A 12,449-nucleotide genomic window follows, 5' to 3' on the forward strand; every position below is an offset into this window, starting at 1 on the left:
CGGCAGCGGGATTCCACTGCCGGTCGAACAGGGTGACGGAAACCGTCCGGCACCCGGAGAGGACTCACATGCGCGTCTCGATTTCCCGTCGTGCGCTGGCGGTCTGCGGTTCGATTGCCATCGCCGCCGCAGTCGTCGCAGGTTGCAGCGATTCGAGCGACGACACGGTCGCCCGCGACACCTCCGTGTCCAGCGCGACCACGAAGGCAGATACCACCACTACCGAAACCATCGCGGAGGCAGCAGCTGCCGACACCGCAACCACCGAAGCCGTGACGGCGTCCTATGTGACGTTCTTCGACGGAACGACCCCGGCGGCGACTCGCGCCACCGTCGTGGAGAACGGCGACGCCTTCCTTCCCGCGCTCGAGGGTATGGCCGCCGACCCGCAGGCCTCGGCGACGACAGCCACGGTCGAGGGAGTGACGGTCGCGGACGACGGCACCGCCACGGTTTCGTGGACGTTGCTGATGAACGGAGCCCCGGTGCTGCCCGATCAGTCCGGCGAGGCTGTCGAGCAGGACGGAACGTGGAAAGTCAGTGCAGCGACGTTCTGTGCACTTCTGGCGATTCAGGGAGACGGCAGCGCGGTCCCGGGCTGCTGACGGCAGCACAACGGTCACGGCAGCGCAACGGTCGACGCCCGGGTGACGACGTAGCTCGGCGCCGTTCCGGTTCCGCACGGGACGGCGCCGACACGCCCGGTGTTCGCGACCGGACTGCAACTGCGACTTACACCACACTCCCCGGGTAGCCGAGACCAGCCGAATTCCCCGGGGGCACTTCCCCGGTCGTGCCGTGGACCGCCTCGGGCCGCTCCGCGCACCGATCCGTGATCGACGCACCCAGTACAGTGGGACACCGCCGTCGGCAACGAGAAGGGGAGCCCCGTGCAGCATGCCCTGTTCTACTCGCTCGTCGCCATGTGCTCGCTGTTCGCGGCGTCGACGTGGTGTCTCGCGCGACCCCACACGCTGTCGAGTCTTGCCGCGGCCGTCGCGGCCGTCCTCTGGTTCTTCATGAACGGCATGCTGGAAGGCCGGGTGCTGTACTCGGTCACGCCCGATCACGGACTCACCGAGGCAGACCTGCTGTCCGGAGTGGCCCTGGTCATCTCGGCGTGGGGTTTCCGGACGTCCGCGCTCGGACGCCGTCGACGCGCGCTTCGAGCGCGACCGGTGTCTCGCAGCCTCCACCCCGACGAGACACGCGCAATGCCGCAGCAGATACTGCCCCACCAGCACGAGGACGTGAGCGCGCCGGCTCCGGAGCCGCGGAATCAGCTCTAGTCGCTACTCCTCGCCGAGATGTCTCGCAACCGCTATCCGACATCCCCGCAACCGATTTGGGTATCGGTTTCGTCTCGATGCTGGACCCGGTATGCAGAATTGTCATAAGCTCCTCGACGGCCACATTCACGTGGCCGTGTCTCCAGAAGTCCTCCCCGACACACATGGAGATACAGCGCAGGGCCCCGCCGGCTCCTCCCCTCTTTCGCTGGCGGGGCTTCCCTGCTCAAACGATGCCGAGAGCGCTCGCAAGGAACGCGATCGCCCAGCTCACGATCTCGACGACTCCGATGGCACTCGAGCCGGCCGTCTCGCCAGATTCCGCCGCAGCGGCGACCGGCGTGAACAGCAACAGAACCGCACCCGCTCCCGCGGTTGCGATCACCCCTCGCCTGACGAGTGCCATCGCTTCCTCCCGCGAACACGATAAATCCGTTTGTCCACCGTTGTGTAGGAATTCACTGATCACCGCTCGTCGAATGCACGCGCTCGACAGCGACCCCCGAGTGGCGGGGTGTAGACCACCGCATCGCACAAACGGCACGCGTGCGTCCGGTGCATCACCCCGCAGTCACACACCTGCGAGCCCACCAGCGTCCGGTTCGGCCCGAGCCGATGCCCGTTGGGGCAGCGGGCGGGCGCAGGTTCGGCCCAGCCGGCGGCGATTCGATACAACCTCATCTTTCGATCATATGTTCGAACACACGGCCTGTTCGACCCGGTGTGTGCGTGAAGATCAGACGGCCGGCGGGCAGTCGCGGGGTGGGTACGGGTCTGCATCGGTCCCCCACCCGCGACACTGGGGGATATGACCACTCGCGCCACCCAGTCCTCGCCGAAGCCACCCAAGATCGACAACCGCCGGGCCGTCGGCCTCGACGACGGGGACGCCGACGCCCTGGCCGCCCACAGCACCTTCGAGCGCATGCGGTACTCGGATGCCGACCTGTCCGGGCGCGACCTTGCGGGCGTCACGTTGTCCGAGTGCGAACTCAGCGGGGTCTCGATCGACGACGCAGACTTCACCAGCGCACGAATGATCGACACCCACATCGAGCGTGTGAACGCCCCGAGGTTCTCCGCCGCGCGCAGCGCGCTGCACAACGTGCGGATCGACGGCAGCCGGATCGGAGCCATGGACATGTACGACTCGTCGCTGCGCTCGGTGGTGGTGACCGACTCGAAGATCAGCCTGATAAACCTGCGCGCGGGGAACCTGCGCGATGTCCTGTTCCGGGGTTGCATCATCGACGAACTCGACTTGGCCGAAGCGAACCTGATGCGGGTGGCATTCGAGGACAGCCGGGTCGGCGATCTCGATGTAAATCGCGCCACACTCGCGCACGTCGACTTTCGAGGCTTGGAGATCGGAACCATCCGAAATCTGGACGGACTCAGAGGATCGACGATGACCGGGCACCAGGCCGTGTCGCTGTCGGGCCTGTTCGCCGCGCACCTCGGTATCCGAATCGAGCACTGAGGCTGCCCGAAGATCGAGGAAAGATCAGTAAAGTCGTCGAGTGCGACATTTATGGTTGAAGCGAGAAGACGACCGCCCGCCGACCGGGCTCGCCCTCGACCTTCGCGCACACACCACCTTGCTGGCGGTGATCGTCGCCCTCTCGATCGCCTCGACGATCGCATTCCTCGTAGGTAACGACTACATCGATCTGCTCGTCTACCGCATGGGTGCGCGGGTACTCCTCGACGGCGGGGACATCTACGGCCCGATCCCGCCGGTGGTCGACGACTTCGGCCTGCCCTTCACCTATCCGCCGCTCTCTGCCGTCCTGTTCGTGCCGCTCGCGCTGCTTCCCGTCACGCTCGCCAAATACGTGTTCGGCATGGTGTCCGTCGCGGCGCTGGTGGTGACCCTGCGACTGGTGCTCGGCCGGGTACGGCCCGGGCTCTCCGACGGCGTCTCCTGGGTTGTCACCGCGGTCGCCGTCGCCGTGGCACTGCAACTCGAACCCGTGCGGGAAACTGTCAGCTTCGGCCAGATCAACATGGTCCTGATGGCCTTGGTGGCCGTCGACGTACTGGCCGTGAAACCGAAGTGGCCGCGCGGGGTGCTCATCGGGCTCGCCGCCGCCATCAAGCTGACGCCCGCAGGTTTCCTGCTGCTCTTCCTGCTTGCGCGCGACTGGCGAACCAGCGCACGCATCGTCGTCTCGGCGGCCGGTTTCTCTGCGGCGGCTTACGTGCTCATGCCCGAGGCGTCGACCCGGTACTGGCTGCACGCCCTCCCGGACACGGGACGAATCGGTTCGGCGTATTACGCCGCGAACCAATCCTTCAAGGCTGTCGTCGCACGGTTCGGCCCACCCGACCCGCTCGAGACGGCGCTGTGGCTCGGCGCTGCGGCCGTCATGCTGGTCGTCGCAATCGTTGCCATCCGGCTCGCCCTCGCGCGCGGTGCCCTCGTGCTCGCGCTCCTCGCGAACGCGGCGGCGGTGCTACTGGCATCCCCGGTGTCGTGGTCGCACCACTGGGTCTGGGTGGCCCCCGCACTGCTGGTCCTCACCTTCGAGGTGCTGCAAGCCCCGACTCGCCGGCGCATCGCCGCTGCCATCGGTATCGGTCTGATCTTCCTGATCGGACCGCACCACCTGCTGCCGGCGGGTGACGGGCGTGAGCTCGACTGGGCGCTGCTGCAACACGTGATCGGCAGCATGTACGTGACGATCGCGTTCGGGTTCCTGATAGCGCTGACCCAGATTCGGCAGGACCCGGCGGCCGGTGACAGCGTCGAAGTCGACCCCGACCCGGCGGTCGACACCGCCCGGCGCACCGGTCCTCTGCCCTCTCCCGCCGACGAGGCAAAAGAAATGTGACGCACGCCTCATTTCTTTTGCGCCGAAATGGGTATCTGACTGTGGAGAAATTGCGTCCGCACCGCGCGAGGCGCGCGGAAGCAGAAAGGTGCCGAGCTGTGCGCCAGAAGACGGATCTCCGGATGGTCACCCCTACTCAGGGGAGCGCGACGCGGCACAGCGAGCACTTCGGTAGCCGGCGCTGGTCGTTCCGCTGCGAACGATGCGACCACTCCTACCGGACATTCGCACAGACCTACACCGCCGCCGCATCCGCAGCCCGCGCCAACGGCTGGATCGTCGAACCCGGTCCACTCTGCCCCGGCTGCGCCAGCGTGGCCGTCTCGCTCGGTTCGGCCGTCGCCCTCGCGGCGTAGACCGTCCGCTCCCCGCCGCAATCCGTACCCATATCCTCGTACGGGAGTAAGTACGGAAGGCAGGCGATGACGTTCATCAAGATGTGCGGGCTGCGCGACGAGGCCACGGTGGATCTGGCCGTCGATCTGGGTGTCGACGCAGTCGGCTTCGTCCTCGCCGACAGTCCCCGCCGGGTCTCCGCCGCACAAGCCGCGAAACTGCGATCGCGAGTGACGGAGCGAACCGTTGCGGTCGGGGTGTACGTCAAGATGTCACTCGACGACATCGTCGCCACGGCCCGTGCGGCGGATCTCGATCACGTACAGGTCCACGACCTGCGTTCGGCAGACGACGTGCGTTTGCTCCACGACGCGGGACTGACCGTCATCCGCGCAGTGAACAACGGAGCGGGCGCGTCGGTGTCCGAGGACCTCGGTGCCGATCTGCTTCTGGTGGACGGCGCGGTCGCGGGCGCAGGGGTGACCTGGGACTGGCAGGATCGCAGCGCCGTCCCGCGCGGCCGATGGATTCTCGCGGGCGGACTGACCCCGGAGAACGTCGCGCGAGCGGTCGAGACCTCGGGAGCCTGGGGCGTCGACGTCTCGAGTGGCATCGAGTCCGGTCGCGGCATCAAGAGCCCCGAACTGATGACGGCCTTCGCGAACGCGGTACGAAAAGCCGACGTGCGCTGATCGAAACTCCGATCAGTATGCGCCGTCGCTCGCGAGCACTGCACGAACCGTCTTCGCGACGATCAGGAGATCCTGCACCATCGACCAGTTCGCCACGTAGAACAGGTCGAGGCGGACACGGTCGGCTTCGGACAGATTCGATCGCCCGGACACCTGCCAGAGCCCGGTCATGCCCGGGCGCACCAGCATTCGGCGGTCGACGAACCGGGGGATCTCCAGCCCCTCCCCGACCGTGAGTGGACGCGGACCGACGAGACTCATGTCTCGGCTCAGCACATTGAACAGTTGCGGCAGTTCGTCGATGCTCGTCCGGCGGATGAACCGGCCGACCGGGGTGATCCGCGGGTCGGAGGACGACTTGTAGAACACCGAGCGATCGCTGCCGGCTTCTTCGCGCATCACGTCGATCATCTTGTCGGCGCCGGTGACCATGGACCGGAACTTCCACATACGGAAGGTCGCTCCGTTGAGCCCGACCCGTTCCTGGCGATAGAAGACGGGCCCGCGATCCTGGATTTTGATCAGCGCTGCGACCGTGAGCATGACGGGTGCGAAAGCGAGCAGGGCGAGCGTCGCGCTGACGAGGTCGAAGACGGTCTTGGCCATCCGGTTGGATCCCCGATATTGGGGTTCTTCGACGTGGACGAGGGGAAGACCACCGACCGGATACATCGACAAGCGGAGCGAGGCGATATCGGTGACGCCCGGCGCAACCACCAGATCCACCCGGTACGGCTCGAGATCCCAGGCGAGGTCTGCGAGATCGGAATTGCCCCACTGGGCGTTCGTGGCTACCGCCACAGTGTCTGCCCCGGTGAGTTCGACGGCGCGCAGCACATCGGATTCCCCGCCGAGGACCGGTATGTCGAGGCCACCGGCGGTGAGGGTCCGGATCTGTTTGCCGGTATATCCGGGGGTGCACACCCCGACGACCCGGTAGCCGGCATCCGCGTCGCGCGTGAACGATTCGACCATCGCCTCGACAGCCTGATCGCCCCCGATCACCAGCACCGAGGTGCGGAACTCACCGCGTTCGCGTCTGCGGCCGATTTCCCTTCGCCACCCACGGCGTCCGAGAAGCAGTCCTACCAACCCGAGGGGCAGCGCGACACCGAGGTAGATACGCACCGCATCGAGGTCGATCACGAACGATTCGAGCAGGAACGACAGAATCGCGATGAATCCGAAGCACTGGAGCGTCGCCCTGGTGACAAGCCGGTATTCCTCTTCGCCTCTCCCGATCACGGTGGGCTTGCGAGTACCGACGATCGACAGCGCGACCAGCCATGCCCCTGCGACGGCGGCGCCCAGCAGTATCGAACCGGGGATGCCGGCTTCCGGCACATCACCGAAGGCGAACCGAACCCACTGCGCGAGCGCGAGAACGGCACATACCACTGCAGCGTCGGTCAGGTACAGCAGCCTTGCGTGGATGGTCTGCCATTGCCGGCGGGTCCCCCGCCTCTCGGCGGAATCCCCCCGCGCGTCCAGGCTCGGGGCGGACAGGGCGCTCACCTTCGGCGTCCTTCCGGCTTCGATGCTCATTTCCGCCCCATGCTTCGACTTACCCCCGTCCCCCGAGTTGGTGATGGCAGGCCTGACCCGGAGATCCGGCCCTGTTGTCCGCTATGCGGCCTTTACCGTTTTCGGGGGACGAAACGTTTCAGTGCAATAGATCACACCAGGAACGAGGGGGTTCAGGTGCCGCGATCCCGCAGTCCGGGACGTCGCCCGAGCACCGTCCCTTCGGTCGGCACCGCACTATCACTCTCAAAATCCCGTGTGCACAGGATATTTCGGAATCGTCGAATGCAGACGCCCCACTTGCCCCCTCTATCAGGCTCCCGACCCGCGTGGAACGTACCGCAGGGTGAACACCGAGACAAGAGCGGTCCGACCCGGACGGACCACGGGCGGTGAGCCGATCCGATCAGACGCAGACCCAGCTCCTGATGTCCGCGCGGAATCTCTCCGACGACAGGTTCGCGACCGACCCCGAGCCTCGGCGCGGCACCGTGTCGATCGCGGCGATGCACTCCGCGAGCGACTCCACCGAGTCGTCACGGAAGTGCAGACCGTCTACCCCTTCGACCACGGTTTCGCCGGCGCCGCCGAGTTCGTTGACGATCACTCGGGCGCCGGCCGCCCGCGCTTCGACCGGCATGATGCCGAAGTCCTCGATCGCAGGAAAGACGTAGACGTGCGCGCGCTGGTACAGCGCGTACAACATCGCATCCGACGGACGCGCGAGCACACGCACCGGGACCCCCGCCTCGTCGGCGAGCTTCCGCAGCCGTCCTTCCTCCGGGCCCGACCCCGCGACCACGGCCGGGACACCGGCGCGATCGGCGGCACGAATCACCCAGTCCAGCCGCTTGTACGGAACGAACCTCGACGCGCCCAGGACGAAAGTGTCCGGAAGGCTCGCGAGGAGCGACGATTCCGGCTCCGACAGTTCGCTGCTCCAATCCGCCACCGACGAGATCCGCGTCGTGTCGACCGGAGGAAAGATCACGCGGGCCTCCACGCCCCACGCCCGCTCCACCCTGCGGCGGACGAAGTCGCTGTTCGCGGCGAACTGCGCACCCTCCGCCGCCCGCCGCCGATCGAGACGACGGAGCGGCGGCGATGCGAGCTTCACCGCAGCCGACGCGCCGCGATCGTCGAGTTCGGGATCCCACAGGTAGCGGGCCGGGGTGTGCACGTAGACGAACTTGCGGAAGTCGCGGGCGGCACCGCGGAACGACACGTGATGGGCGAAGCAGTGAGAACTGACCAAGGCGAAGTCGTAGTCGCCGGGGCGCCGGCGCCAGACGTACGGCATGGCGGCGAGCGCGAGCGCCTTGTGGCGACGCAGTGGGGTGCGCGCGAGTCCGCTCTCCCGAACGGTCTGCGTGGGATAGCGCTCCGCGTCGTTCCACAGACACAGGACGTCGGCGTCCGGAAAGCAGCGGACGAACTCGTCGAGCACCTTCTCCGAACCGCCGTCGCGTGCGATCCACTCGTGCACGAGCACTCCCGGCATGACCATCCCTCCGAACGCCCGAGCAAGCAGGCACGGTAGTTTATGGCACAGGTTGCGCACCTGTAACGCCGGGTGTCGCCGGCCCGATTCGAATGTGTCGTAGCAACAACCGGGTTCAAGAGGAGGCGCCTCGCGCGCCGACTGCCTCCTTGGATCGATGATCTGGAGGTTCGGACGTGGGCGTGCAGCACTCGTCGTGGTTCGGCTCCTCCGACGCACCTCTACTCGCGCACATCCACGTTCCCGACGACGGCCGATCCCGTGGCGCCGTGGTGTTGTGTCCGCCGCTGGGCAAGGAACACCTCGATACCTACCGGGGCATCAAGGCACTGGCCGAGGACCTCGCGGATCGTGGACTGACGTCGGTGCGGTTCGACTACGCCGGCGTCGGCGACTCGTCGGGGGACCAGGACTCCCCCGACGCTGTACAAGCATGGCGACGCAGCGTCGTGGGGGCAGTCGACCTCGCGCGCACGACCGGCAGCGACCACATCACCGTGGTGGGTCTGCGCGCCGGAGCGCTTCTCGCGGCGACCGCGCTGCCCGAGTGCGGGCCGGTCGACGCGGTCGTGCTGTGGGACCCCATACTTTCCGGCCGCGGCGCCCTGCGGGAACAACGTGCCCTCTACCGGGTCACGCAAGGTGCCGACGACCCGAGCGATCCGCGGGTCTCCATCATCGGCGGTGTCCTCGCGCCGGAAGCCGCCGCGGACCTCGGCGCACTGAAGATCGAGGCGGGTGCCTTGGCCGGGGCACGCACTCTGCTCGCGACGCGGTCGGCGGCACGCGACACTCCCGCGGTCTCCGCGCTCGCCGACGCGATCGGCGGCGACGAACTGGCTCTCTCCGGGCACGACGCGTTCGTCACCCCGTCCGCGCTCTACGCCGAGATCCCCTTCACTTCGGTTCGTGAGATCGCCGACTGGATCTCCGGTGGTGCGCCCGCGGATGCGCATCAGGTGGTCACGACGCTCCGTCGTCGCGCCGTGGTGGCCACCACGACCGACGGCTCTCCCGTGTACGAATCGGTCGAGTCGCTCGGCCCGAATTCGCTCTTCGCGCTACGCACCCAGGCGGCCGAGACCGTCGGCAACGACGGTCGGCAGCCCACAGTGTTGTTCTTCGGGACGGCGTACGAGCACCGGATCGGTCCGAGCCGGCTCTGGGTCGAACTCGCCCGGACTCTGGCCTCGCACGGTATTTCCTCGGTTCGTTTCGACCGCAGCGGCGTCGGGGACACCGGCGCCGTGGGGCATGGACAACCGGCGTCGCTGTACTCGGAGGTGTCCGACCGCGATGCACTCGACGCCGCCGAGGCGCTGGGTGTCGATCCGGACGACATCGTCGTGACAGGCCTGTGCTCCGGGGCGTGGTACGCCTCGTATGTTGCGCTCGCCTCGCGCGCCCGGGCGGTGGTGCTGGTGAACATGATCCTGTGGTCCACCCACCGGCGGAAGTCTCTGCGTGAACAACTGCGGCCACCGGTACCTGCCGCGCCCGGCGGCGGGGATGCCGGTGCGGAGCCTGCCCCGCTATCGTTGCGCGCCCGCATCAAACCGTTTGCCCGAGAGCACCTGCCCTACCGGGTATGGCTGCTGCTGGGCCGACTCGGCGTCACCCAGGTGCCGGAGGTGATCCTCGAAGCGTTGCGGCGGGCGGGTGTCGACGTCACCGTGGTTCTCTCCGCACAGGACCATCGTTCGTTCCGGTACCAGCGCGGCGAAGAAGGGTTGCGTCGAGTGCAGCGGCGCGGATTCACCGGACGGGTTCGTACCGGCGCGACGGGCGATCACGGCGCCTATCAGCGCGACGGGCGCGAGTTCCTCCGTACCGAGATCACTGCCGCCGTCCTCTCGCGGTTCGGCCGGACCGCGGCGGCACGCGAGTCGGTTGCGGATGCGGACGTGTCATGACGACGATGCTCGTCCTCGCTCTGCCCTTTGCTGCCGCTCTCGGTGTCGTCCTGTACCAGCGGCCGCAACGTGGACTGCTTCTCGTCGCAGCCCTGACTCCTCTCCACGGACTGCTCGTCATCGTGCCCGGTGGTTCGGCGCTGTCTCCGTGGAAAGAAGGCGTGCTCCTTCTGACGCTCGCCGCGACCTTCGTCAGCCCCTACCGCAAACGCACTCCCGCCCCGTCCTTTCCGTGGTGGCCCGCCGTCGCGGCATGGGTCGCTGTGGGGGTCGTGTCCGCGGTCCTCGTATCGGGACCGGGAGCCGTCACGCCCCTGAAGATCACTTTCTTCTACCTCATCATTCCGGTGATCCTCTGGCGCGCACCGTTCGACGCCCGCGACCGCGACACCTTCGTCACCATCCTCATGGGCATGGGTGTGTTCACGTCGGTCGTCGGATTGGCCCAGCAGGTGATCGGCGGTGAGCGCCTCGCCGCACTCGGGTACCGGTGGGACGACCATCTCCGCACAACAGGCGGGATCCTTCGCAGCTTCAGCACGTTCACGACCCCGTTCGCTTTCGGGTTGTTCGTGATGATCAGCCTCGTCGTCGGCGGCGCGATCGCCCTCGCCGAGCCGGCCCGACTGCGCAACAAGTTGTTTCTCTGTGCGACACCGATCATGCTGCTGGGCATGGGCGTGACGATCGTTCGGGCCAGTTATATCGGTCTTGGGCTCGCTCTGCTGTGGCTTGCGATCCACCGGCACCGCGCCCTGCTGCTCGGTTTCGGTGCCGCCGCACTCGCCGCTCCCATCGCACTCCTCGTGGTGCCCGGATCGCTGCTCGCGCCCCTTTTCTCGTCGTCGAGTCTCGGTGAACGCGGCGACGGCTGGTCGGAGACGTTGTCGTCGTTGTGGGTGCATCCGTTCGGGCAGGGCCTCGGTGCCACCGGTTCCGCTGCGGCGAAAGCCGCATCCGGAAGCAACCCGATGCTCTCGGAGATGTCGTTACAGGCAGCGGTGACGTTCGGATTCATGCCCTACCAGCCCGACAACTACTACATCAAACTCGCCGTCGAACTCGGACCGGTGGGGGTGTGGCTCTTCGTTCTCGTTCTGATCTGCGCCGCCGTATCGACCCTTCGCGCCGCGCGGATCATGCGCGGTCAAGACGCCGCGCTCGCACTCGGTGTGAGTGCGTCGGTGATAGCGGTGGCCGTCGCGTCCACCGTATCCACCTACCTCGAGATCTTCCCGCTCGACGTCTACTTCTGGTTACTCTTAGGAATCGTGGGATGTGCGCTCACACAGAATCGTTCGCAGATTCGCAGTCCAGGTGCCGAATTGGGTTCGGAGCGATGTCGCTCCGTCCTTCCGGTAGCGGAGTCCAGACCTATGCCCGCGAACTGCTGAGGGCACTCCCTCCGTTTCTCCCCGGTGCCGAACTGTGTGCGACGGTGCAGCGCGACGCGGTGAGCGAGTTGCCGGCACAGATCACTCCTTCGCAACGCCCCGTATCGAGCGGTGTGCGCCGTGTCCTGTGGAACGCGGTGCCGGTCCCCTCCGTCGATCTGTTCCACGGCCTCGACGTCGACCTTCCACTGGGGCAACGGGGTTCGACCGTCTCGACGTTCCATGACCTGTCGGTGTTCGACGCGCCGTGGGCGTTCAGCCGCTTCCGTGCCACCGGTGAACGACGCTTGCTGCGCGACGCGATGCGCCGCGCCGACGTGCTCGTTGCCGTCTCCGAGTTCACCGCCGAACGCATACATGCTCTCTCCGGCCGCGATTCCGTGGTCACTCCCCTCGCTCCCGCGCCGTGGGCGTCACCGCCGACGCCAGACCGGATCGCCGAGGCACGCGCCCGCTTCGCGCTCCCCGACCGGTTCGTGCTGCAGGTCGGAACCGTCGAACCACGCAAGTCCGTCGCCCTGGTCGCCGAAGCCTGCCGGAATCTCGATGTGCCGTTCGTCCTCGCCGGTGCCGGTTCCACGGGACGCGACGCGCCGTCGGGTGCCATCGGACTCGGCTACGTCGCCACCTCCGATCTCCCGGCCCTCTACGCTGCGGCGAGCGTCGTCGCGTACGCCTCGCGATACGAAGGGTTCGGCCTGCCGCCCCTCGAAGCGATGGCGTGTGGCGGAGCCGTGGTGTCGAGTGCCGTCGGCGCGCTGCCGGATTTCGCCGACGACGGGGCACTGCTCGTCACCGAGCACACCGTGCCGGCGTGGACGGCGGCGTTGCGTGCCACTCTCCTCGACGTCGATACCGAACGCGCGCTGCGGCGGCGCGGCCCCGAGGTCGCCTCGACGCTCACCTGGGCGCGAACCGCCGAACTGACCGTCGGCGCCTATCGCAGAGCGGGCTTCCGGCTGTGAG

The 12,449-nt window shown here is 67.2% G+C and carries 12 protein-coding genes; 9 read left to right on the top strand and 3 right to left on the bottom strand.

Annotated features, from left to right (window positions below):
- Nucleotides 1–68: 68 nt before the first annotated feature.
- Nucleotides 69–605, top strand: coding sequence for an MTB12 C-terminal domain-containing protein (locus RDCOP1_RS17520; protein WP_072703218.1), 537 nt, complete (start codon nt 69–71; stop codon nt 603–605).
- 285 nt (nt 606–890) lie between these two features.
- Nucleotides 891–1,289: a hypothetical protein gene (locus RDCOP1_RS17525; RefSeq protein ID WP_072703221.1), complete on the top strand. Its 399-nt coding sequence runs from the start codon at nt 891–893 to the stop codon at nt 1,287–1,289.
- A gap of 226 nt (nt 1,290–1,515) precedes the next feature.
- On the opposite strand, the gene RDCOP1_RS17530 is transcribed toward RDCOP1_RS17525, so the two are convergent.
- Nucleotides 1,516–1,695 carry a hypothetical protein gene (locus RDCOP1_RS17530; protein WP_072703224.1) on the bottom strand — a complete coding sequence of 60 codons (180 nt, stop codon included), beginning with the start codon at nt 1,693–1,695 and terminating at the stop codon, nt 1,516–1,518.
- A 402-nt stretch (nt 1,696–2,097) separates the two neighbouring features.
- Between RDCOP1_RS17530 and RDCOP1_RS17535 the strand changes: the two genes are divergently transcribed.
- The 4 genes from RDCOP1_RS17535 (at nt 2,098) to RDCOP1_RS17550 (ending at nt 5,151) form a co-directional block, all read left to right on the top strand.
- On the top strand, nt 2,098–2,769 hold the full coding sequence (locus RDCOP1_RS17535; RefSeq protein WP_072703227.1) for a pentapeptide repeat-containing protein: 672 nt from the start codon (nt 2,098–2,100) through the stop codon (nt 2,767–2,769).
- Between the two features lie 40 nt (nt 2,770–2,809).
- A complete protein-coding gene (locus RDCOP1_RS17540) occupies nt 2,810–4,123 on the top strand; it encodes a glycosyltransferase 87 family protein (protein ID WP_231922889.1) in 1,314 nt (437 codons plus the stop codon).
- A 98-nt stretch (nt 4,124–4,221) separates the two neighbouring features.
- Complete coding sequence (locus tag RDCOP1_RS17545; RefSeq protein WP_231922888.1) at nt 4,222–4,479, top strand: hypothetical protein; 258 nt, start codon at nt 4,222–4,224, stop codon at nt 4,477–4,479.
- 66 nt (nt 4,480–4,545) lie between these two features.
- Nucleotides 4,546–5,151 carry a phosphoribosylanthranilate isomerase gene (locus RDCOP1_RS17550; protein WP_072703235.1) on the top strand — a complete coding sequence of 202 codons (606 nt, stop codon included), beginning with the start codon at nt 4,546–4,548 and terminating at the stop codon, nt 5,149–5,151.
- Between the two features lie 12 nt (nt 5,152–5,163).
- On the opposite strand, the gene RDCOP1_RS17555 is transcribed toward RDCOP1_RS17550, so the two are convergent.
- Nucleotides 5,164–6,696 carry a sugar transferase gene (locus RDCOP1_RS17555; protein ID WP_072703238.1) on the bottom strand — a complete coding sequence of 511 codons (1,533 nt, stop codon included), beginning with the start codon at nt 6,694–6,696 and terminating at the stop codon, nt 5,164–5,166.
- A gap of 385 nt (nt 6,697–7,081) precedes the next feature.
- The gene (locus tag RDCOP1_RS17560) at nt 7,082–8,176 is read right to left on the bottom strand and encodes a glycosyltransferase (protein WP_072703823.1); all 1,095 of its coding nucleotides are present in this window, start codon (nt 8,174–8,176) and stop codon (nt 7,082–7,084) included.
- Between the two features lie 176 nt (nt 8,177–8,352).
- Here RDCOP1_RS17560 and RDCOP1_RS17565 point away from each other — a divergent pair, with 176 nt between their 5' ends.
- Genes RDCOP1_RS17565 through RDCOP1_RS17575 form a run of 3 tightly spaced genes read left to right on the top strand, consistent with a single transcriptional unit; the run spans nt 8,353 to nt 12,448 of the window.
- On the top strand, nt 8,353–10,089 hold the full coding sequence (locus tag RDCOP1_RS17565; RefSeq protein ID WP_072703241.1) for an alpha/beta fold hydrolase: 1,737 nt from the start codon (nt 8,353–8,355) through the stop codon (nt 10,087–10,089).
- Entirely contained in the window at nt 10,086–11,483 is a 1,398-nt protein-coding gene (locus RDCOP1_RS17570; protein WP_143152200.1) for an O-antigen ligase family protein, read from the top strand. The genes RDCOP1_RS17565 and RDCOP1_RS17570 overlap by 4 nt, the downstream gene beginning before the upstream one ends.
- Nucleotides 11,429–12,448, top strand: coding sequence for a glycosyltransferase family 4 protein (locus RDCOP1_RS17575; protein ID WP_231922887.1), 1,020 nt, complete (start codon nt 11,429–11,431; stop codon nt 12,446–12,448). The genes RDCOP1_RS17570 and RDCOP1_RS17575 overlap by 55 nt, the downstream gene beginning before the upstream one ends.
- Nucleotide 12,449 lies beyond the last annotated feature (1 nt).

Origin of the sequence: Rhodococcus coprophilus NBRC 100603, from assembly GCF_001895045.1 — a bacterium.
Lineage (GTDB): Bacteria > Actinomycetota > Actinomycetes > Mycobacteriales > Mycobacteriaceae > Rhodococcus > Rhodococcus coprophilus.

Coding starts and splice junctions, on each gene's coding strand:
- RDCOP1_RS17520 (WP_072703218.1), top strand. CDS start 69: ATGCGCGTCTCGATTTCCCGTCGTGCGCTGGCGGTCTGCGGTTCGATT.
- RDCOP1_RS17530 (WP_072703224.1), bottom strand. CDS start 1,695: ATGGCACTCGTCAGGCGAGGGGTGATCGCAACCGCGGGAGCGGGTGCG.
- RDCOP1_RS17535 (WP_072703227.1), top strand. CDS start 2,098: ATGACCACTCGCGCCACCCAGTCCTCGCCGAAGCCACCCAAGATCGAC.
- RDCOP1_RS17550 (WP_072703235.1), top strand. CDS start 4,546: ATGACGTTCATCAAGATGTGCGGGCTGCGCGACGAGGCCACGGTGGAT.
- RDCOP1_RS17555 (WP_072703238.1), bottom strand. CDS start 6,696: ATGAGCATCGAAGCCGGAAGGACGCCGAAGGTGAGCGCCCTGTCCGCC.
- RDCOP1_RS17560 (WP_072703823.1), bottom strand. CDS start 8,176: ATGCCGGGAGTGCTCGTGCACGAGTGGATCGCACGCGACGGCGGTTCG.
- RDCOP1_RS17570 (WP_143152200.1), top strand. CDS start 10,086: ATGACGACGATGCTCGTCCTCGCTCTGCCCTTTGCTGCCGCTCTCGGT.
- RDCOP1_RS17575 (WP_231922887.1), top strand. CDS start 11,429: ATGTCGCTCCGTCCTTCCGGTAGCGGAGTCCAGACCTATGCCCGCGAA.